Origin of the sequence: Ruminococcus sp. OA3, assembly GCF_022440845.1 — a bacterium.
Taxonomy (GTDB): domain Bacteria; phylum Bacillota; class Clostridia; order Lachnospirales; family Lachnospiraceae; genus Ruminococcus_G.
Genome location: NZ_JAKNTO010000001.1, coordinates 3,363,961 through 3,385,738 on the forward strand (window position 1 = coordinate 3,363,961; position 21,778 = coordinate 3,385,738).

The following is a 21,778-nucleotide window of genomic DNA, read 5'->3' on the forward strand; positions in this document are numbered from 1 at the left end:
ATACTCTCTTCATGCATTTCTAATATGCTTTAACAATGCACACAATAATACATCATTATTTATATACTATTCCAATTTACACCAGAATGCAAGTTTTTTTCATTCCATTTTGGAATACATATGTGTCTTTTTTGTGAACAGCGTAAAATTATTCGTTACGCAAAAACACTCATGTTTTATTGTCTCAAGATCCTGATCAGCCAGAATACTTTTTGCAATACTCCCATGAATATCAGGCCCGTTCCGAAAGAGAACAGATTTGCAGCCACAGCATATACCACAGGCTTTTTCCCCTTTTTAGTTCCATTACTGATGGAAGTGCCTAAACATTCCCGGTATACTACGGCCTCTGTTCCGGTTATAAGTACCTCCATCCAGATATAATGGAATATATATGCCCATGGACCCTGATGTATTTCCAGCGTCACAAGAAGAATATTTAAGAACAACTGTGTCAGCACATTTGTTATGATGATAATCTTTATTTCACGCCCTGTCCGATATCCAAACAAAAGCCCAATCAGTAGCTCTAATATGATAGTAGCAGCCATACATGCAGCAGCCGATGTCACTTCAGGTTTATAATTATTACTTTTCTGTATTGTCTCAGACCCCAGAACCATGGCCTCTGAACTATCCACACCGTTAAGATCAACCACAAAATTACTGTAAAACGCATATTGGCTGTAGATCTTATCACTTACTGCATAGTTGTCGGATTCCGGAAAATACAACAAGATTTTAAATCTGTGAGGGGGACGTTCAAACCATCTAAATTGTCCGCTGTCAGAACATTTTTCAAAACACTGTTGAAAAAGCATACCATCCTCATCACCAAACTCTGCAAATGCTTTCCATATATCATATTCACGGTCATCGGAATCGTATAAATCATATCCTCCGTCTTTGGCAGTCGGACCATACCGGCCAGTACATGGGACCGGCGAGATCAAGGTGGCATAAAAAACAGTTTCCGGCATGTTTTCAAACGCAATGTTTACCTGTCTCTTGGGGGCAACATCTGCCTGGACAGTTACGGGAAACAGCATGATAAAAATTACAATCATTAAGAGTTTTTTCATAATGTACCGACTTTCGTTTTATAAATCCGATATCCAATTACTGCCCAATCCTAAAAAAGAGTACAAAAAATAAGCCTCCGTTCATGCCTCGGATCCTAATTGTCTGGTGGTCATATCTTGTTAGTATTCTGACTCGGATTCTTCCTCCAAAAGCACCTTCCCAGCATAAGCCAGTGGTATAAAGCTTTCTTCGTCCTCCTTACAGCAGGGATGAAACTGCGTGGATTTGCACCACATTCCTAATAATTTCACTGCAATATTAAGTTTTGTGTTATATATATAATACAGTATTGCATAATATTTCGTCAACTTTTTTACTATCAATAAATTACGAACTTTTATCTTTTTTTTGAATAATTTTCCGTTTTAATCACATATGAAACAGAAGCATTACTCCAGTTTTCCATTCTATCGGTATGCTCAAGATGACTCCTGTATATTTTTAACTGATAAAAAACAAAAGAACCCTTCCAGGTTCTTCTGCTCCTTTTTCCGTTATTTATGCTTACTGGCCGCCTTCAACCTGGACATGGCCCTTGCAAGAGACGCCTGCGTATGGTAATACTCCACCAGACTCTGCCTCTGGCGAAGCTGTTCCTGTGCCCTCTCCTTTGCTTCCCTCGCCCTTACAATATCGATATCCTCCGGGCGTTCCGCAGTGTCTACCAGAACGAGCGCACGATTATTGATCATCTGCACAAACCCCGTGCCGACCACCACATCCGTCCAGTTTCCGTCCTCCGTCTGAAAACGCATCTCGCCGGCGACCACCGCCATTACCATATCCTCATGGTGTGCCATGACAGCGGCTTCTCCGTCCATAGCCGGCAGTATCAGGATTTTGACCAGACCTTCGTAAAATATTTTATCTGTTGCTATGATGGAGACTCTAAATGTACTCATGGAATCACTCTCCCGCTATGCACCGACCTTCTGACTGTCAGAAGATTCTGTTTCTGCTTTTTCGATAACCTCATCAATTGTCCCGACATTGAAAAATGCCGTCTCCGGATATTCGTCCATCTCCCCGTCAACGATCATACGGAAACCACGGATCGTCTCTGAGATCGGTACATATTTTCCCGGAACACCCGTAAAATTCTCTGCTACGTGGAACGGCTGTGACAGGAATTTCTGTATCTTACGCGCACGGTATACTGTCAGTTTATCTTCTTCAGAAAGTTCTTCCATACCAAGAATACCGATAATGTCCTGAAGTTCTTTATATTTCTGAAGAAACTCCTGTACCTTCCTGGCTGTCTCATAATGCTCCTCACCAACGACCTCTACTTCCAGGATCCTGGAAGTAGACTCCAGAGGATCCACTGCCGGATAGATACCCTGCTCCACGATCTTCCTTGAGAGTACCGTAGTCGCATCCAGATGCGCAAATGTTGTCGCCGGAGCCGGGTCTGTCAGGTCATCCGCCGGTACATATACCGCCTGTACCGAGGTGACAGATCCTTCCTTTGTAGAAGCGATTCGCTCCTGCAGTTCTCCCATTTCATTTGCCAGGGTCGGCTGATATCCGACTGCGGACGGCATACGTCCCAACAGTGCAGAAACCTCAGAACCCGCCTGTACAAAACGAAAAATATTATCAATAAACAGCAGTACATTCTGATGTTCCTGATCGCGGAAATACTCCGCCATCGTAAGGCCGGTCTCCGCAACACGCATACGAGCTCCCGGCGGCTCGTTCATCTGCCCAAATACCAGTGCTGTTTTCTCCAGAACTCCGGACTCTTTCATCTCCGACCACAGATCGTTTCCCTCACGTGAGCGTTCACCCACACCTGTGAAGATAGAATATCCTCCGTGTTCTGTCGCAATATTATGAATCAGTTCCTGAATCAGCACCGTTTTCCCGACGCCTGCACCTCCAAACAGACCGATCTTTCCGCCTTTTGCATAAGGTGCCAGAAGGTCAATGACTTTAATTCCTGTCTCCAGCACCTCCACGACCGGACTCTGGTCCTCAAAGCTGGGAGGATCCCGGTGAATGACCCAGTGTTCTTCACTGTCAAGTTTCTCATCGCCTCCGTCAATCGTATCCCCAAGGACATTAAACAGCCTCCCCAGCGTCTTAGCGCCCACAGGTACCTTCACACCGCTTCCTGTTGCAAGGACTTCCATATCCCTTCTGAGTCCCTCACTCGCCGCAAGCATGATACAGCGGACCGTGTTGTTGCCGATATGCTGTGCCACTTCCATCACGCACCGTTTTCCGCCGTTGTCGACTTCAAGGGCATCTTTGATATACGGCAGGTCATTGTCTTCAAACCCTACGTCCACTACAGGCCCCATGACCTGTACAATTTTGCCTTTTTTCATTCTATCCACTTCCCACTCTTTTATCAATGTTATGATGCTATTTTGACTGCTGCGCCCTTGCACCGCTGCAGACTTCTGTAATTTCCTGAGTGATCGCCGCCTGCCGCACTCTGTTAAACTCTATCGAAAGATCTCTGAGCATATCCCTTGCACTGTCCGTCGCCGCCTGCATCGCCATCATGCGGGCATTCTGCTCACAGGAATACGATTCGACAAGCGCGCCGTATAGGATGCCCGCCAGATAATTCGGTACAATGTGTTCCAGTACCTCACCTGCCGAGGGCAGAAACAAAACCTCTTCCATATGCACATCCACCGGTACTTCACTGACTTTGATCCGCTTCATTGGAAGAAGCTGGATCACATCGTTTTCGGACTGTACGGCACCCGTCATTTTGGTGAAAATCAGCCGGACTTCGTCCAATTCCTTGTTACGGTAGAGATCGATCATCTTCTCAGCTACCACACGCGCACGATGCATCGTCGGCTTCTGAACGGTGTATCGAAATGTCATATCGATGCTGATGCCCTTCTTCTCGAAATACTGTCGTCCCAGCTGCCCCAGCACGAACAGCATATGATTCGGAGTCTCCCTCATACACTCCTCGGCAATTTTAACAATATTATGATTGTAAGAACCAGCCATACCCTTGTCTGCAGTGATCACGATATAGCCTACCTTCTTCTCAGCAGGATCCTTCCCCGTGTTTCCCTCCAGATATATGTGCTCCACATCTCCTACATGACGCATCAGGCGGTGCACGGTCGACTGCATGGTATAAAAGTATGGTTCTGTTTCTTCCAGACGTTTTTTTGCTTTTTTTATCTTGGCCGAAGAAATCATATACATGGCATTCGTGATCTTCATGGTATCCTGAATGCTCCGCATTCTGCTTTGTATTTCTCTCGTATTCGCCATATGCCGTCACCTGTTCTTAAATTCTATTGCAATGTCAACAATCTTTTTCATCAAATCATCTGTCAGTACCTTCGTATCATTGATTTCCCTGGCAACTTCAGGGTGTACACTCGCAAAAAATGAAAGCATATCAGCCTGAAACTGTTTGATCTCTTTTGCATCCACATCGAGCAGCACTTTGCCTGTTGCCGCGCACAGCGTGATGACCTGATCCGACAGGCTCATTGGCTGGCACAGCGGCTGTTTCAACAGCTGCATCAATCCACTTCCGTATTTCAGCTGTTCTGTTGTAGCCGGATCAAGGTCCGAACTGAACTGCGTGAAAATCTCCATCTCCCGATACTGTGCCAGATCGATACGGACGCTGCCTGCTGCTTTTTTCATGGCTTTTGTCTGGGCTGCACCGCCGACACGAGATACTGACAGTCCCACGTTGACAGCAGGCCGCATGCCGGCAAAGAACAGGTCACTTTCCAGGAAAATCTGTCCGTCTGTGATGGATATGACGTTTGTCGGTATATATGCGGATACATCTCCTGCCTGCGTCTCGATAATAGGAAGTGCTGTGATCGAACCTCCGCCCTTCTCATCGCTCAGACGACTGGAACGCTCCAGAAGCCTGGAGTGAAGATAAAAGACATCTCCCGGATAAGCTTCCCTTCCCGGAGATCTGCCCAGCAGAAGTGACAGCGCACGATAGGCGACCGCATGCTTAGACAGATCATCATAGACGATCAAAACATCTTTTCCCTGATACATAAAATATTCCGCAAGTGCCGTGGCTGAATACGGTGCGATATACTGAAGTGAAGCGCAGTCACTGGCCGTCGCCGAAACGACCACCGAATAATCCATCGCATCATGCTTCTGAAGCGTATTTACCACTTTCGCCACTGTCGACGCTTTCTGTCCGATCGCGGCATAGATGCAGATCACATCCTTACCCTTCTGATTCAGGATCGTATCAATCGCAATAGATGTTTTTCCGGTCTGCCGGTCACCGATGATCAGCTCTCTCTGTCCACGTCCGATCGGGAACATGGAATCAATGGCCAGGATCCCCGTCTCCATCGGTACATCGACAGACTTACGGTCAATGATCCCCGGCGCCTCATTTTCTATTGGGCGGTAATCATCCGAAGGAATCTCTCCTTTGCCGTCGATCGGAGAGCCCAGCGCATCCACGATACGTCCAATATAGCCCTCTCCCACTGGAATGCCTGCTTTGCGTTCTGTACGTCTGACTTTCGTCCCCTCACGGATTCCTGCCTCTTTTCCGAACAGAATACAGCCGGTCTCATTTCTTTTGATATCCTGAACCATGCCTTTTAAACCATTTTCAAATATTACGATTTCACCGTACATCACATGGTTCAGACCATAAACCGTAGCAATACCGTCGCCGACCCAGATAACAGTGCCTGTTTCCGTGGCTTTTTCGTTTATTTCAAAATTCTCAATTTCGCTTTTTAAAATCGATATGATTTCATCTGAACTAAATGCACCCACTCTTTTCACCTCCGGGTCAGTTTTTGTTCTAATTGTTGAAGTCTCCCCTTGAGGCTCCAGTCATATTCCTCGTCATTCACACGCAGAACAAATCCGCCGATCAGTTCCGGCTTCCCTATTTTCTCAAGGACAACTTGTTTTGCATGATATTTTTTCTTTAGAAAGGCACAGATTTTTTCTTCCTGCGCCTCCGCAGGCGGTGTCACACATTCAATCACAGCGTCCACGGTCCTATTCTGCGTATGTACATATTTTCTGTATTCCCGAAATATCTCCTGCAGGTCATCAACCCTGTCATTACTGCAGATCACTTTCAGAAAGCTATGTAACTCTGCCGGGAAAATACGGTCAATCACTCTGTATTTTTCTTTCATCTGGACAACCGGACTCTTTAAAGCTTTCAAAATGAGAGGCTCTTTATCCAGAAGCTCCTCTGTCTGCGCAATCTCATCTCCGGGAATGGCAAGGTCAAACAAGACTCTGGCATAATTAATTGCTGTTTGTGTCATTGGCTTCACCTGCTTTTGTTAGAAATGAATCGTAGAGCATACGGTCATTATCTTCTCTGCTCTGATCGCTCAGCATTTTAACTGCAGCAGTCATAGCCAGAGATGCGATCTGAGAGCGCATATCTTCCATCGCCTTTTCCCGACTCATCGCGATGGAGCGATTTGCTTCTTCTACGATTTTTCCAGCCTTCTCGTTGGCCTCGCGAACAATTCGCTCTGCTTCCTCCCTGGCTGTGGCCTGCGCTTTTTTTACAATTTCTTCAGACGTCTCGTATGCATGATGCAAAGATGCTTCATATTCCGCTTTCAGCTGATTCGCAGTCTGATTTGCATGATCTGCCGCTTCCAGATTGTTCTTTATCTCTGAATCCCGTTTTTCCATGATGGCCGAAACCGGTTTGATCAGAAACTTTGTCAATATCAAAAAGAGGATGATCAGGTTAATAACGGTAAAAACAACGTTATAAATGTCAAGGCTAAGCATCTGCCTCACCTGCCTTTCAATTTATTTTAAGAATAAGATGATCAGAAGCGCAATAACAAAACCATAGATGGCTGTCGCCTCTGCAAGTGCACATCCCAGAAGAAGTGCTTTACTGATCTTTCCCTCTGCTTCCGGCTGCCTTGCGATTGCATCCGTTGCTTTTGACGTGGCAATTCCAATACCCACGCCTGCACCTACACCTGTTAAAACTGCGATTCCTGCTCCGATTGCGATTAAAGTTGTTGACATAATTGAACACTCCTTTTCTTTTTCTAATCCTCAATTGCTTCCTTGATAAACAATGCCGTTAAAAATACAAATACGTATGCCTGAATGAGACCGTCAAAAATATCAAAATAAAAACTGAACGGTATCGGCAAAAGTACGGGGAGAAGCTGCTTCAGCAGCTCCATAACAACAAATCCTCCCAGGATATTTCCGAAAAGCCGCATACAAAGTGACAGCGGCCGGATAAATATCTCGAGCACATTGATTGGTGCTATGATTGCAATCGGCTGGGCAAAACTTTTGCCCCACCCTTTCCAACCCTTTTTGTGAATACCCGCATACTCGATCAGAACGATACTCATCACTGACAGAGCGGCAGTCACATTCAGATCCTTGGTCGGAGGCTTCATTCCAAACAGACCGATCACATTACTGATACCCAGATAGACAATGACCGTGATCAGATACGGAACATACCGCCTGCCGCTCCTGCCCAGGATATCTTCAAAGAATCTGCTGATCCAACTGACAAATGATTCCAGTATCAACTGCTTCCTGCCAGGATTGTGAACCTTCAGGTTTCTGACAAGCACCAGACACAGCACCAATACTGCCGCCATAATGATCCAGGTCACTACCACCGACTCCTTCACCGGAATCCCGCCGAAAATGGGAATTGTAAATACAGTCTCACAATTCAGCTCTTCCAACAGGGACGATGCCAGATTATCCATAACTCTCGCTTCCTTTCTTTTATTCTGTCAGATGCTCTCCTTTCTTATTAAAATTAATTTAATCAACTATAACTCTGTTTTTTTACAACGTCAACTATTAAAGTTTACCCACATTTTTATTTCCCCTCCCCTTTCTTTTGTCTATATTATATATTATTTCATTGTTTATTCATTTTTTATTGTGTGATATGACCTCTTTTTCCCGGACCGGTAATCTCACGATAACATTTTTCCAGTGTTTCACAATTATAATAGGTAGAAATTTTGTAGAATGCTATAAAAAGCTGTCTTTTTTGATCATAAACCTTCATATTATAATGCTGACAAAAAAGAATCCGGCAATGTCAGAAGTATTTCTGAAAAATGCCGGATTCTTAACACATTTCTGCTCTTTTTTATTTACCGGATGCGGTCCGGAAAGCCGATTTTACGCTGAACCTTCCGCAGCGTTTTTGTTGCATAATAATTCGCTTTTTCAGCGTTTTCTTTAATTATAGAATCAATATACGCCTTATCCTGCTCCAGTCGGTGCACTTCATCCTGCAGAGGCTTCAAAACACTGACTACCGCCTCGCCCACTGCCATCTTAAAATCACCGTAGCCTTTGCCGTCAAACTCTTTTACCGCTTCGTCCGGGGTCCTTCCGGTGCACGCACAGTAGATATCAATCAAATTCTTAACTCCGGGCTGTTCCGCACGGTATGCGACACACGCCTCGGAATCTGTGACTGCACGTTTACATTTCCGGATAATCGTATCCGGATCATCCATCAGATAAATGCTGCCGTTAGGATTCTCATCGGATTTTGACATTTTCTTTTCGGGGTCCTGCAGACTCATGATCTTTGCCCCTACTTTGCCGATAAAGGCTTCCGGAACAGTGAAAACATCTCCGTAAATATTATTAAAACGCATCGCGATATCTCTTGTAATCTCAAGGTGCTGCATCTGATCGATACCTACAGGTACAACATCCGCCTGATACAACAGGATATCCGCAGCCATCAGCACCGGATATGTAAATAACCCGGCATTGATATTGTCCGCATGTTTTGCTGACTTGTCTTTAAACTGCGTCATGCGGTTGAGTTCCCCCATATACGTAAAGCAGTTTAAGATCCAGGAGAGTTCCGCATGACCGGATACGTGTGACTGATAATAGATGCAGTTTTTCTTTGGATCCAGTCCTGCCGCGATATATAATGTCAGCAGTGCACGCGCCCTCTTTCTGAGGACTGCGGGATCCTGGCGAACTGTTATGGAATGCATATCCACCACACTGTAGAAGCATTCATATTCATCACTGAGCGTAACCCAGTTTTTCAGCGCGCCGAGATAATTTCCCAATGTAAGATTTCCGGTTGCCTGCATGCCGCTGAACAACACTTTTTTATCATTTATCATGTCCGAGTACCTCTGTTTTTCTATAAGTTTTCTTATTTTGTTAAGTTTATCACCACAAAATAGGAAAGTCAAGCAAGGCCCCGCTTGAAAATGAATCATTTTCCCTATATAATAAGACAGAACTTATCACACATTATAAATCATAAAAGGAGATTTCAACATGAAAAAAATACCCAGCTTTTCCATTGATCATAACAAGCTGCAGCCAGGCGTATACGTTTCCCGGAAAGACCAGATTGGATCAGAAGTTGTGACCACCTTCGATCTGCGTATTACCTCGCCCAACGAAGAGCCGGTCATGAACACTGCCGAAGTACACGCGCTCGAGCACGTGGCTGCTACTTATCTCAGAAACCATGAAACTTATGGGGAAAAGGTTGTATATGTCGGTCCGATGGGCTGCCGTACCGGGTTTTATCTGCTGTTATCCGGCGATTACGAATCCGCTGACATTGTCCCGCTGCTGATCGATACCTTTCAATTTGTCACAGACTTTGAAGGTGAGATACCCGGAGCCTGTGCCAGAGACTGCGGAAATTATCTGGATATGAATCTGGATATGGCAAAATACTGGTCACGCCGCTATCTGGACGTGCTGACTGATATAAAACCGGACCGCCTTGTCTATCCATCATAAGAGAATGCCGAGGGGGTACAAATGAAAAAATTAAAACAGATATTTAATCATATATTTATCGAGGGCTTAAGCGGCATGGCTTTCGGCCTCTTTGCGACTCTGATCACAGGGACCATCATCCAGCAGATCGGGACACTGATCGGCGGAACGTTCGGTGACCTGCTCTTCCTGACCGGCAAAATGGCGGCAGCTGTCACGGGAGCCGGAATCGGCGTCGGTGTGGCAATTAAATTTAAGGAAAGTCCACTTGTCACGCTGTCCTCCGCCACTGCGGGAATGGTCGGCGGTTTCGCGTCCAAGCTTCTCGCCGGAAGCCTGATGGCAGATGGCGCCGTTGTACTGGCCGGACCCGGTGAACCGCTCGGTGCTTTCATAGCCGCCATGGTTGGAATCACGCTGGGACATCTCGTATCCGGAAAGACGAAAATCGACATTCTCGTCACACCATTTGTCACGATCGTGAGCGGCTCCGCTGCCGGCCTCCTTGTAGGTCCGCCAATCTCTTCTTTTATGGTATGGCTCGGCGGTCTTGTCAACTGGGGGACGGAACAGCAGCCTCTTCTGATGGGAATCATCGTATCTGTTATCATGGGCATGGTCCTGACACTCCCCATCAGTTCCGCCGCCCTTGGTATCATTCTGGATCTGTCAGGACTGGCTGCCGGTGCTGCAACGATCGGTTGCTGCTGTAACATGGTGGGTTTTGCCGTAGCAAGTTACCGCGAAAACAAACTCGGCGGTCTTCTGGCACAGGGGCTTGGCACTTCGATGCTGCAGGTTCCCAACATCATGAAAAAACCGGTCATCTGGATTCCCGCAATCCTTTCAAGTGCAATCCTCGGCCCCATTGGGACACTGGTTTTCCGTATGACAAGCAACGCAACAGGTTCCGGTATGGGAACAGCCGGCCTGGTCGGTCAGATTATGACATGGCAGGTTATGACCGCCGCTGAAAGCCCGGGTCTTGTGCTGTTTAAGATTCTCGTCATCCAGATCCTGCTTCCAGCGGCTGTGACTCTGCTGATCTCGGAGCTGATGCGCAAAAAGGGCTGGATCAAATATGGCGATATGAAGCTTGACCTTTAATTATTAAATAACAGAGTATCCTATAGCACGAAAAAAGGGCTGCATCCATGCAGTCCTTTTTTCATGCGTATTTACTTACCCAAGTTCCTCCTCAGTTCTGACCAGTTCTTCGATCGCACCTGCATTGTTTGGAAACTTGGCTGCAAAACAGTCAAGCACTGCCCGTCTGACGATATCATACTCTCCCATACTCTTTATCATATCCGGCACACAGTATGCTACACGGTAAAACTCCGTCGCTATTTTCTGAACCACGCGGTCCTGACTCATCGTTCCCAGTCCCAGAATAATTCCCGTATATTTTTTGTCAGTCTGGCAGATATCCATATAGAAATCCAGCATATGATAAAACTCCAGATACAGAAGCTCTTCTGCCGCTTCCCCATCCCGTTCCACAATATCAAAACACATACTGCCAATCAGTTTATCAATCTCTTTTTTGTGCCATCTCGCGATCCGTTTTCCTTTTACTATGTTGGAGTAGTAGATCAGATTAATCCATGCTGCCAGAAATTGATCCACTCCCGCTTTTACGCCGTAGCGTTTTTCCCAAAGTTCCATGCGGATTTTGTTTTTCTCCGGCTCCAGGCCCTGTCCGATGGCATATTCCAGCAGGTCTTTACGCTTATCAGCATCTGTTGTACTGTAATAATCGTCCGGCCACTTCATCTCCCGCACTTCTTTCTTTTCTTCTGCCTGGGTTCTCATCTGCTTTTGTTCTTTTACTTTTGCTAAATCCATTTTTCTCCGTCTCCTATCTAAACTCCAGTCTCACTGCCTCAAGTGCCGCCGCGATTACTTTATCCATATCATAGTATTGATACATGCCCAGTCTTCCGCCGAAAATCAGGCGTTCCCTGTGGGATGCCAGTTTGCGGTATTCTTCGTAAATCCGATTGTTCTTCTCATCATTGATCGGATAATAAGGCTCATCACCTTTCTTCCACTCTTTTGGATATTCCCTTGTGATCACAGTGGCAGGCTGAGTTCCAAAATTAAAATGCTTATGTTCAATAATGCGAGTATATGGAATCTCTCTTTCTGTGTAATTCACCACGGCATTCCCCTGATAATTATCACACATCATCCGTTCTTCCTCAAACCTGAGGGAACGGTATTCAAGAACGCCTGCACGGTAATCAAAAAATTCATCGATCATCCCCGTATATACAACCTTCCCTGCAATCTTGAACGGATCTTCCACGCTTTTATAGTCCGTATTCAGACGTACCTCTGTCCCCTCAAGAAGACGGCTTGCAAGTGAAGTATATCCCTCCTCAGGGATTCCCTGATAGCGGTCGTTAAAATAATTATTATCATACGTAAACCTAAGAGGCAGACGCCTGATAATAAATGCCGGAAGACTGCTGCAATCACGTCCCCACTGCTTCTCTGTATAGCCTTTGATAAGCTTTTCGTAGACATCGCGCCCTACGAGTGAGAGTGCCTGTTCTTCCAGATTCCGGGGTTCCATGATCAACAGCTGTGCGATCTGTTCCGCTATTTTCGCTTTCGCCTCCTGCGGTGTTCTGATATTCCACATTCTGCTGAAGGTATTCATATTAAAAGGAAGATTGTAAATCTCATCCCTGTAGACTGCGACCGGTGCATTGATAAAATGATTAAATGTTACAAACTGCTGCACATAGTCCCAGATATCACGGTTTGACGTATGAAAGATATGTGCCCCATACCGGTGTACTGCAATCCCATCTACTTCCTCTGTGTAAATGTTTCCTCCGATGTGATTCCGCCTGTCAACGACCAGACAGCGTTTCCCTTTCTTCTTCGCCTCATGTGCGAAAACACATCCAAACAGTCCCGCACCGACAATCAGATAATCATACATGTTATTTTTCATATCGCACCCGAAGCAGCGTCAGCCCCATTGCCGGAGCAGTGAACCCTGCCAGCTGGCGATTTTTTTCCTCCAGTATCTTTTTTATGTCTTCCGGCGGCCGTTTCCCTCCGCCGATCTCTATCAGTGTTCCTGTCAATATGCGAACCATGTGATACAGAAAACCATTTCCTGTATATGAAATCACAAGATCATGTTCCTTTTGTTCAAAACAAATCTCTTCAAGCGTCCGCACCGTCGATTTCTTTATCCGTTTATTCCCGCAGAATCCTTTAAAATCATGTGTGCCGAGGCAATAGGACGCTGCTTTTTTCATCATACTCACATCCAGATGCTCTCCGTAATGATAACGGTACTTCCTCTCAAATACCGCTTTAAATTCATCTGTCCCGATACGGTAAGCATACGTTTTGTCACAGGCATTCAGCCTGCTGTGAAACCTGTCCGGCACCTCAGATACGTCCGTAACTTCAATATCATCCGGCAGATACTGATTTAAATACATTTTTATCTGCACAGGGTCTGCTCGTTCTGTCAAATGAAAATTGGCAGTCTGTCCAAGCGCATGTACACCGGCGTCTGTCCTCCCTGCACCGTGTATCTCAATCGGATATCCGCTCATTCTGGTCAGAATTTTTTCCAGTTTCCCCTGTATGGTATTGTCTGTATTTCCCTGCCGCTGCCATCCATCATAACGTGTTCCGTCATATTGTATCATAATTTTACAATTCATAGCCCTTATTATAGCATAAACAAAGAAGGTTGTGAAACCCATTCTTAGTGAATTTCACAACCTTTTCCCTGCGGCGATAAGGCTCACAGTCCCATCTTTCTCTGCAGAGCAGCCTTTTTCCTGTCTTCTTTTTCCTTTTCTATCACTTTCTGATACGCCTTCATCTCCCTGGCCACGACACCGCTCATGGCGATAAGACAGATCAGGTTCGGTATCGCCATCAGTCCGTTTGCAATGTCCGAAAAATCCCAGACGATCTGCAGTGTCGTTGTTGCGCCGATATACGCAACGAGAGAAAATATGACTCTGTAGATATAACAGTATTTCGGTTTCTTCACAAGATATTCAAATGCCTTCTCTCCATGGTATTCCCAGCCGAGTATTGTAGAGAACGCAAAGAGTGCAATCCCGATGCAGACCAGGATACCGCCTGCTTCTCCGAGTGCGCTCGAAAATGCCGCGATCGTCAGTGCGGCACCGGTCATCAGCTCACCCGTCGCCGGATCGATCGTCCCCAGAACCCCGGAACTTGCAATGGCAAGGCCCGTGATCGTACATACCACAATGGTATCAAAAAAGGTTCCTGTCATGTTGACATATCCCTGTTTTACCGGACTGTCTGTTGTTGCAGCTGCCGCCGTTATGGCAGCCGAACCAAGGCCTGCCTCATTCGAGAACACTCCGCGTGCAACGCCCCAGCGCACAGACTGCATCACCGATGCGACAACGACACCGCCGACTCCTCCTGCAGCCGCCTTGGGATTAAACGCCATTGAGAAGATCTGTACAACGCCGGACGGTACATTTTTAACATTGATCAGTATTACAATAAGCCCTGCGACCACATAGAATACAGCCATGCACGGCACAACAACCTGTGACACTTTTGATATGCTTTTAATTCCGCCGACGATGATAAGCAGTGCAAGAACGGTAATAACCACCCCGCTGATCACAACCGGAACCTGAAAAGTATTCTGAAGAGCGGAAGATATGGAATTTGCCTGTGTCAGGTTACCGATTCCAAAAGAAGCCAGCACAGTAAACAGTGCAAACATAAATCCCAGCGCTGCTCCCACCTTTTTATGTTTAAAGGCATGGCGCAGCGTATACATCGGTCCGCCGGACATCTCTCCGTTCTCATTGACTTCCCGGTATTTGATCGAGAGCATACATTCTGAAAATTTGGATGCCATTCCGAAAAATGCGGATATCCACATCCATACCAAAGCCCCAGGTCCTCCGAGCACCATGGCTGTAGCAACACCGACAATGTTACCCGTTCCAATCGTCGCAGCCAAAGCTGTGGTAAGCGCAGAGAACGGAGAGATATCTCCTTCCCCTTTCTTTGTTCTGGCTTCCTTGCTCAGCACGCTGCGCAGCGCGTAACCCAGATTTCTTATTGGAAGAAATCCAGTCCGGACAGTCAGAATAATGCCGGTTCCTACCAGCAGTACCAGCATAACCGGTCCCCAGACAACATCGTCGATGTTTTTTAGAACCGCCCCCACTTTTTCCAATAACAGCTGTGAATCCATCTCTTGTATCTCCTTAATTTTTCCTCATTTGATAAAAAATCTGCAGGAATTTCCTGTAAATTTAAAAAAACAACGTATCTAAGCCGTTGTTATCCTTTTCATTATATTAATCTTGTAAAATCATGTCAAGAACTTATTTCTGCCATCCACAATTATTACGGCTTATTTGATGCCAAACTTTATACTGCGTAATATGCTTATAAATTACCATGTATTTCCATAATCATTTTCATCTCATTATGGTACAATTTTTAAAGGGGTGATTTCTTGAATATGCGTCAAAAGAAAAAAATGAAAAAAAATCTGCAGGCAGACAATAGAATTCATGAAATGGTTCTCAGGGAACTTTTTCAGGAAGCCGCTGAAATCGAAAAAGCTATCGAACATACTGATATTCCGACTGACTCGGCTGCCAAGCAGGAACTTTATAACAAAATTATCAAAAGTATTTCAAACTTCTGAAATTTATTTCTACATGTTTACGTTCTCTTTATAATTTTTTACACGCTCAAAAAATGTAAAATTATGTCAAATAGTGTCTATTTTATACGGCATTCTTAAATTTTACATGGACTGATTTAAAATAAGAGCGAGAAAAAATCAAAGGAGATTCGTTATGAAAGAAATTACAGAACTTATTCATTCTCTTGGCATCAGGGCAACTTATATTGGATATCAATATTTACGCTATGCTCTGCTGCTCTGCCTCAAAGACGAAAACTATATCTTGTTTGTCTGGAAATGGCTGTACGGTGACGTCGCGAAACATTTTGGCAAGACTCGAAGCAGCGTGGAGCGGGCGCTGCGCACAGTTGTAACAGCATGCTGGAATTATGGCAACAGAGACCTCCTGCACAATATTGCCGGTTATCATCTGGAGCAATGCCCTGCTGTCGGAGAATTCATCGCGATATTATATCATCATCTCGAAAAAAGCACGAATAAAATTTAAAAAGATTAATCCCCCGGTATCCGCCGGGGGTATTCTTTTCGTACGCCGAACCTCATATCAAAACCTGTTTCAGATTGAAAAACGGCTGTACCGGCTTGTATATTTTACTGAAAAGAAATATGATAAAGGAAAAAGGAGGGTTCTGATTATAGAACGGCAACTATACAGATCAAGGGGGATATAGAAATGAAACAGATATTTTTAGTCGAGGATGATAAGGCGATTGCAAGGAATCTGATGCTTCTGCTCCGCTCGGAAGGTTTTACAGTCACGCATGCAGCAACGCGCAGTGAGGCCATTGCTGCACTTACCGGAACCAAATATGACCTGGCTCTGGTTGATATTTCCCTGCCGGACGGAAACGGTTTCACAGTCTGCACAGCGATTAAAGAAAAGCAGGAGATTCCCGTTATCTTTCTGACAGCCTCCGGTGATGAGGCGAGTGTTGTCACCGGACTGAACATGGGTGCGGATGACTACATCACCAAACCTTTTCGCCCGCGTGAATTGGTTGCGAGAATCAAAACTGCTCTGCGAAAAAGTGGGCGCTTAGGTTCAGTTTTTGAAATCTGTGGGCTTCATGTCGATACGACAAGCGGTGTTGTGAAGAAAAATGACAGCGAAGTTTTTCTCTCAGCTTTAGAATACCGGCTGCTGCTGGTGTTTATCAGCAATTCGAAAAACATTATCACGAGAGGCAGGCTGCTTGACGAATTGTGGGATGCCGCGGGTGAATTTGTCAATGATAATACCCTGACAGTATACATCAAACGCCTGAGGGAGAAGATAGAGGATGATCCCGCAAACCCGCAGATTATTCTGACTGTTCGCGGGACGGGGTATCGACTGGGAGGCAGCCATGCTTCGGAATAAAGAGTTTCGTCAATTTGCAGTTTTGTTCTTATTAATGACAGCCACCGCTGTATCACTTGGTTTTGCGATCAATATGGCGGCAGGAATCCTTGCCGCCTCCGCTGCCGCCGCCTTCGGAACAGTATTTTGCATATTTACCAAAGCCCGATACAACAGCATTTCACAGCTTTCAGATCAGATCGATCTTGTCCTCCATAATGCTGATCATCTCTACATTGGTGAATCAAATGAGGGCGAACTTTCCATCCTGCAGAGCGAGATAACAAAGATGACGCTGCGTATCCGGGAACAAAATGAGGCGTTAAAAAAAGAAAAAAAACATCTTGCCGATTCACTGGCCGATATCGCTCACCAGCTCCGCACTCCGCTAACCTCTGCGAATCTTATTCTGTCATTGTCAGAGAATGAATCTGATGAAGACAAGCGGAAAGCCTTGATGCGGGAGGCAGAGGAATTACTGGTGCGAATGGATTGGCTGATCACTTCCCTTCTCAAATTATCCCGCCTGGATGCAGGTGTTGTGTTATTCCAAAGTGAACAGGTAGAGGTAGACAAACTGATCTACGCCTCACTTCGTCCGTTTCTGATCCCGATGGAGCTGCACAATATTACACTTCAGACAACTGTGCCAAAAGGGATCGTGATCTGCGGTGATTCAGCATGGCTTTCGGAGGCAGTCCAAAATATCCTCAAAAACTGCATGGAAAGCTCAGGTGATAACGGAAAGATCGAAATCACCTATAATGACACTGTGTTATATACCGAGATTACCATTCATGACAGCGGTCCGGGATTTGAGAAAGAAGATTTACCGTGTCTGTTTGACAGGTTCTATCGCGGTAAAAACACAGACGCTGCAGGATACGGAATTGGACTGGCACTCTGCAGAATGATCATAGCACGCCAGGGTGGAACTATTAACGCAAAAAACCATCCGCACGGCGGAGCTGTATTTGCCATCCGTTTTCCAAAGTGACAGATCTCTCACCTGGAAGTCACCGGGATGTAAGCTGGAGGTTCTATTATATGGGTAGACTACATGAGAAAGGAGACTCACATAATGGAGTTTTTAAAAATTGAAAATCTATGTAAGGTTTACGGCAGCGGTGAAAATCAGGTTACGGCGCTTGACAACGTATCCCTCACCATCAACAAAGGGGAATTCACCGCAATCATTGGTTCCTCCGGCTCCGGTAAATCCACGTTGCTTCACATTATCGGCGGTGTGGATGTGCCAACAGGCGGAAAGGTATATCTGAACGGGCAGGATGTATATGCACAGAGCAACGAAAAGCTTGCTGTTTTCCGCAGACGGCAGGTCGGACTGATCTATCAGTTTCACAACCTCATTCCTACTCTGAATGTCGTGGAAAACATCACCCTTCCCATACTGATGGACAAGAGAACAGTCAACAGAAAACGACTGGATGAATTATTGGAGCTGCTGGGACTTGAGGACCGCAAAACACATCTGCCGAATCAGCTTTCAGGTGGTCAGCAGCAGCGCGTTTCAATAGGGCGTGCCCTGATGAATGCACCCCAGGTCATGCTGGCGGACGAACCCACGGGCAGCCTGGACAGCAGAAACGGTCATGAGATCATAAACCTGCTGAAATTAAGTCAGAAGAAATACCGGCAGACGCTTATCCTTGTCACGCATGATGAAAATATCGCCCTGCAGGCAGACCGCATTATCTGCATATCAGACGGCAAAGTGACGAGGGACGAGAGGACGGTGACACGTCCATGAATATTTTCAACAAAGTCACCCTGCAGAGCATGAAAAAAAGCCGTACACGGACGATCGTAACGGTGATCGGAGTTGTACTGTCGTCCGCCATGATCACAGCGGTCGCCACTTTTGGTGTTTCCCTGCTGAATTATGCCACCAGGGGGGCGATCATAAAATACGGAGACTGGCATGTCGGTTTTTCAGATGTTGATTCTTCTTTTGTACAGGAGCGTGCCCGCGATGAGGGTGTTGCCAGCACTGCATCATTCCAGAATATCGGCTATGCGCTTCTGAAAGGCGGGAAAAACCCGGATAAACCCTATCTGTTTATCGCTGGATTCAGCGAGGAAGCTTTTGTCACCCTGCCCATCAACCTTCTGTCCGGCAGACTGCCCGAAAACAGCGATGAGATTCTTATATCTGCGAGCGTTGCTGCAAATGGCGGTGTGAAATACGCGGTGGGTGATACACTGACACTTGCTGTCGGTAACCGCATGAATGGAAATGAGCTCCTGTGGCAGCACACCCCTTATATGTCAGGCGGCGAATCCGGCGGCGAAAAAGAAACTTTCATTCCAGACTCCGAGAAAGCTTACACGGTTGTCGGGATCTGCCAAAGACCCGCCTTTGAAGAGTATTCCGCACCGGGCTATACCGTGATCACAAAGGCGGATCCGGCGGTCACCGCTGACAGTTACAGCGTATTTATCACACTTGCAAACCCTCGCGGAGTCCGGAATTATGCGGACAGCACAGGGGGGACAGGATCTTATGTCCCGAACGACAATGTGCTTCGTTTCATGGGGCTTTCAAATGATAACATATTCAATATGCTTCTGTACACAGTTGGAGGAATCGTAATAACCATCATCATGATCGGGTCTGTCTTCCTTATTTATAATGCGTTTACCATCTCACTGAATGAACGCACACACCAGTTCGGGATTCTCTCGTCTGTTGGAGCCACAGCGAAACAGCTGAAAAACTCCGTCCTGTTCGAGGGTCTTTGCATTGGTGCAGTCGGCATCCCCATTGGCGTTTTAACCGGCATAGCCAGTATGAGGCTTGTTATTTCCATTGTGGCGGCTAACTTCGGAAACCTGATGTACAGCAATGTACCTCTAACCTTGTCGGTATCTCTTCCTGCAATTGTTGCTGCGGCAGCGGTCAGCATGGTCACCATCCTGATCTCCGCCTATATCCCGGCCCGAAAAGCTGCAAACACTCCCGTTATGGAGAGTATTCGTCAGACCAACGAGGTTAAAATCGAAGGTGGGGACGTAAAAACCTCAAAACTCGTACAGCGTATCTTCGGTCTGGAAGGAACTCTGGCATTAAAGAACTTCAAGAGAAATAAGAAGCGCTACCGCAGTATCGTACTCTCCCTTGTATTAAGCGTCGTGCTGTTTGTCTCCGGAAATTCTTTTGGCGCAACACTGAAAGGGGCATCGAAACAGGCAAACGTGGCTACTACTTATGATATTGCTCTTGCCACGCCGGACCTTAAAGACAGTGAAATGCTGCGGCTGTACGACATGCTGAAAACGGCCGACGGTGTCTATGAAAGTTCGTATCAGGCAAATCTGGTCTGTTCATGTGAGGTAAAGGCGAGTGATCTCACAGAAGATTATTTAACATACACAGGATTGTCCGCTTCAGACGAATCGATCCCACTGACAATGGATTTCCAGTTTCTTGATGACAGTACCTATATGAATATGCTGAAAAGTCTGGACCTGACGCCGGAGGAGTATTTTGGAGAAAATGCGAAAACAATCGCGGTTGCCGCAGTTCAGAACATGAAAGACGGGCAGCACGAAGAGATTGACAAAACCATGGATATGTTCACGAGTCCTTCCATGGATTTTGCAGTTTCGCCCCAGACAAGCGACAGGAAATTAATGGAACATAAACAAAACGTAAGCGTGACATTTGTTAACACCGTACCTCCCGATATCATCCCGGACCCTTCAAGACCGTCTGTGACAAAACCATACATGTTGATGGTAATTGCGCCCTACTCGCTCAGGGAAAAGCTTGTGCCCGACGACGCCTGTGTTAATATGAAAGGCATGACTTTCCGGTCCGAAAAGCCTTCCCAGTCGGCGGCGGAAATGGAAAGTCTGATTCAGGGCGGAGGAATTACAGCTGATTATACACTTTACAATGTGTCTGAGATGCTCGAAGAGAACCGCAGTATGATATTTATAGCCAACGTGTTCACCTATGTATTCGTCATCATGATCTCACTGATCGCCATTGCCAACGTGTTTAATACGATTTCCACGAATATCAAACTGCGCAGGCGGGAACTTGCGATGCTTCGCTCCGTGGGAATGTCGGAACGCGATTTCCAGAAAATGATGAATTTTGAGTGTGCTTTTTACGGCATGAGGGCACTGCTGTTCGGACTTCCCATAGCGTCAGTCTGCTCCTGGCTGATCTTCAAGGGCATGTTTATAGGCGGGGCCGAGATCGATTATATATTCCCGTGGGGCAGTCTTTTGATCAGTGCGTTCAGCGTGTTCTTCGTGGTGTTTATCACGATGCTGTATGCGGTCAGCAGGATTAAAAAGGAAAATATCATTGACGCGCTTCGCGATGATATGACCTGATGTAAAGCCCAGAAATAAGGCATCCGAAAACCAGCCGCATGCGAGATGAGATGCTCGCACTATATGGTTGGTTTTCAGGTGCCCTTTTATTTTACTTTTTAGTTTTGGTAAGAAATATTAATATCTCTCTTAACGTATAACCAATAAATATAAGTAACACAGTAGTACTTACTTTAAAGAAAAAAGATTGATATACATTAGATATATCCAGTGCAACACACACTATCGCTATAACCACTACCGCTTCAAAAAGAGTATTTATTCTTTTCATTTTGATAAGCACACTTTCTACTTTTGTAATTATGTACCGCCAGTCCTATGCCCGTAATAACTCCAAAGCCTCCGACATACCAATTTCCCATAAGCCAGCCATTTATCAGGATAATTGCCATTGTCATCTGCAAAATCATAGTATTAACAGGTTTTTTTAAATTTTTTGAACAGACTTCCAGCAGCAGTGCCTGCAGGAAAGTCATCACAGGCGCAATCACAATCATCCGAACATAGCTCCCATACATCGATATCCACTGCGATTTACGTTTTCAATGCAG

At 45.8% G+C, this 21,778-nt stretch carries 23 protein-coding genes and 1 riboswitch; of the genes, 8 read left to right on the forward strand and 15 right to left on the reverse strand.

What is annotated here, in order from left to right:
* Positions 1 to 176: 176 nt before the first annotated feature.
* The 10 genes from MCG98_RS15280 to trpS all read right to left on the reverse strand — a co-directional run bounded on the left by MCG98_RS15280 (position 177) and on the right by trpS (position 9,203).
* Entirely contained in the window at positions 177 to 1,082 is a 906-nt protein-coding gene (locus MCG98_RS15280) for a hypothetical protein (protein WP_240302749.1), read from the reverse strand.
* Positions 1,083 to 1,182: 100 nt separating this feature from the next.
* A riboswitch (cobalamin riboswitch) is annotated at positions 1,183 to 1,387 on the reverse strand.
* Positions 1,388 to 1,577: 190 nt separating this feature from the next.
* Positions 1,578 to 1,985, reverse strand: coding sequence for an ATP synthase F1 subunit epsilon (atpC, locus tag MCG98_RS15285; protein WP_240302750.1), 408 nt, complete (start codon positions 1,983 to 1,985; stop codon positions 1,578 to 1,580).
* Positions 1,986 to 2,000: 15 nt separating this feature from the next.
* On the reverse strand, positions 2,001 to 3,416 hold the full coding sequence (gene atpD, locus MCG98_RS15290) for a F0F1 ATP synthase subunit beta (protein WP_240302751.1): 1,416 nt from the start codon (positions 3,414 to 3,416) through the stop codon (positions 2,001 to 2,003).
* Positions 3,417 to 3,453: 37 nt separating this feature from the next.
* Complete coding sequence (atpG, locus tag MCG98_RS15295) at positions 3,454 to 4,335, reverse strand: ATP synthase F1 subunit gamma (RefSeq protein WP_240302752.1); 882 nt, start codon at positions 4,333 to 4,335, stop codon at positions 3,454 to 3,456.
* Between the two features lie 6 nt (positions 4,336 to 4,341).
* On the reverse strand, positions 4,342 to 5,853 hold the full coding sequence (gene atpA, locus MCG98_RS15300) for a F0F1 ATP synthase subunit alpha (RefSeq protein ID WP_345891677.1): 1,512 nt from the start codon (positions 5,851 to 5,853) through the stop codon (positions 4,342 to 4,344).
* Positions 5,850 to 6,353: an ATP synthase F1 subunit delta gene (atpH, locus tag MCG98_RS15305; RefSeq protein ID WP_240302754.1), complete on the reverse strand. Its 504-nt coding sequence runs from the start codon at positions 6,351 to 6,353 to the stop codon at positions 5,850 to 5,852. The genes atpA and atpH overlap by 4 nt, the downstream gene beginning before the upstream one ends.
* On the reverse strand, positions 6,334 to 6,837 hold the full coding sequence (atpF, locus tag MCG98_RS15310) for a F0F1 ATP synthase subunit B (RefSeq protein ID WP_240302755.1): 504 nt from the start codon (positions 6,835 to 6,837) through the stop codon (positions 6,334 to 6,336). Before atpF ends, atpH begins: the two co-directional genes overlap by 20 nt.
* Before the next feature lie 21 nt (positions 6,838 to 6,858).
* Positions 6,859 to 7,086 (reverse strand): ATP synthase F0 subunit C, encoded by a 228-nt coding sequence (gene atpE, locus MCG98_RS15315; protein ID WP_028529613.1) that lies wholly within the window; start codon positions 7,084 to 7,086, stop codon positions 6,859 to 6,861.
* Positions 7,087 to 7,109: 23 nt separating this feature from the next.
* Positions 7,110 to 7,799 carry a F0F1 ATP synthase subunit A gene (locus MCG98_RS15320; RefSeq protein WP_240302756.1) on the reverse strand — a complete coding sequence of 230 codons (690 nt, stop codon included), beginning with the start codon at positions 7,797 to 7,799 and terminating at the stop codon, positions 7,110 to 7,112.
* Positions 7,800 to 8,198: 399 nt separating this feature from the next.
* Positions 8,199 to 9,203, reverse strand: coding sequence for a tryptophan--tRNA ligase (trpS, locus tag MCG98_RS15325; protein WP_240302757.1), 1,005 nt, complete (start codon positions 9,201 to 9,203; stop codon positions 8,199 to 8,201).
* A gap of 160 nt (positions 9,204 to 9,363) precedes the next feature.
* On the opposite strand from trpS, the gene MCG98_RS15330 reads away from it, so the two are divergent.
* Together MCG98_RS15330 and MCG98_RS15335 are read left to right on the forward strand one after the other, a co-directional pair.
* Positions 9,364 to 9,840: an S-ribosylhomocysteine lyase gene (locus MCG98_RS15330; protein WP_240302758.1), complete on the forward strand. Its 477-nt coding sequence runs from the start codon at positions 9,364 to 9,366 to the stop codon at positions 9,838 to 9,840.
* 21 nt (positions 9,841 to 9,861) lie between these two features.
* Positions 9,862 to 10,926: a PTS sugar transporter subunit IIC gene (locus MCG98_RS15335; protein WP_240302759.1), complete on the forward strand. Its 1,065-nt coding sequence runs from the start codon at positions 9,862 to 9,864 to the stop codon at positions 10,924 to 10,926.
* Between the two features lie 75 nt (positions 10,927 to 11,001).
* On the opposite strand, the gene MCG98_RS15340 is transcribed toward MCG98_RS15335, so the two are convergent.
* The 4 genes from MCG98_RS15340 to MCG98_RS15355 form a co-directional block, all read right to left on the reverse strand.
* Complete coding sequence (locus MCG98_RS15340; RefSeq protein ID WP_240302760.1) at positions 11,002 to 11,667, reverse strand: DUF6553 family protein; 666 nt, start codon at positions 11,665 to 11,667, stop codon at positions 11,002 to 11,004.
* A gap of 13 nt (positions 11,668 to 11,680) precedes the next feature.
* Entirely contained in the window at positions 11,681 to 12,787 is a 1,107-nt protein-coding gene (glf, locus tag MCG98_RS15345) for a UDP-galactopyranose mutase (RefSeq protein ID WP_240302761.1), read from the reverse strand.
* On the reverse strand, positions 12,777 to 13,517 hold the full coding sequence (truA, locus tag MCG98_RS15350; protein ID WP_240302762.1) for a tRNA pseudouridine(38-40) synthase TruA: 741 nt from the start codon (positions 13,515 to 13,517) through the stop codon (positions 12,777 to 12,779). Before truA ends, glf begins: the two co-directional genes overlap by 11 nt.
* Positions 13,518 to 13,600: 83 nt before the next feature.
* On the reverse strand, positions 13,601 to 15,055 hold the full coding sequence (locus MCG98_RS15355) for a sodium:alanine symporter family protein (RefSeq protein WP_240302763.1): 1,455 nt from the start codon (positions 15,053 to 15,055) through the stop codon (positions 13,601 to 13,603).
* 273 nt (positions 15,056 to 15,328) lie between these two features.
* Between MCG98_RS15355 and MCG98_RS15360 the strand changes: the two genes are divergently transcribed.
* From MCG98_RS15360 to MCG98_RS15385, 6 genes are all read left to right on the forward strand, one after another.
* Positions 15,329 to 15,517, forward strand: a complete 189-nt coding sequence (locus MCG98_RS15360; RefSeq protein ID WP_240302764.1) for a hypothetical protein — start codon at positions 15,329 to 15,331, stop codon at positions 15,515 to 15,517.
* 154 nt (positions 15,518 to 15,671) lie between these two features.
* A complete protein-coding gene (locus MCG98_RS15365; RefSeq protein WP_240302765.1) occupies positions 15,672 to 16,007 on the forward strand; it encodes a sporulation initiation factor Spo0A C-terminal domain-containing protein in 336 nt (111 codons plus the stop codon).
* Between the two features lie 186 nt (positions 16,008 to 16,193).
* Complete coding sequence (locus MCG98_RS15370; protein ID WP_240302766.1) at positions 16,194 to 16,880, forward strand: response regulator transcription factor; 687 nt, start codon at positions 16,194 to 16,196, stop codon at positions 16,878 to 16,880.
* A complete protein-coding gene (locus MCG98_RS15375; protein WP_240302767.1) occupies positions 16,867 to 17,856 on the forward strand; it encodes a HAMP domain-containing sensor histidine kinase in 990 nt (329 codons plus the stop codon). Before MCG98_RS15370 ends, MCG98_RS15375 begins: the two co-directional genes overlap by 14 nt.
* Before the next feature lie 84 nt (positions 17,857 to 17,940).
* Positions 17,941 to 18,630, forward strand: coding sequence for an ABC transporter ATP-binding protein (locus tag MCG98_RS15380; RefSeq protein WP_240302768.1), 690 nt, complete (start codon positions 17,941 to 17,943; stop codon positions 18,628 to 18,630).
* Complete coding sequence (locus MCG98_RS15385; RefSeq protein WP_240302769.1) at positions 18,627 to 21,227, forward strand: FtsX-like permease family protein; 2,601 nt, start codon at positions 18,627 to 18,629, stop codon at positions 21,225 to 21,227. The genes MCG98_RS15380 and MCG98_RS15385 overlap by 4 nt, the downstream gene beginning before the upstream one ends.
* Positions 21,228 to 21,472: 245 nt before the next feature.
* Here the strand turns inward: MCG98_RS15385 and MCG98_RS15390 are convergent, their stop codons facing one another.
* Complete coding sequence (locus MCG98_RS15390; protein ID WP_240302770.1) at positions 21,473 to 21,724, reverse strand: hypothetical protein; 252 nt, start codon at positions 21,722 to 21,724, stop codon at positions 21,473 to 21,475.
* Between the last annotated feature and the right edge of the window lie 54 nt (positions 21,725 to 21,778).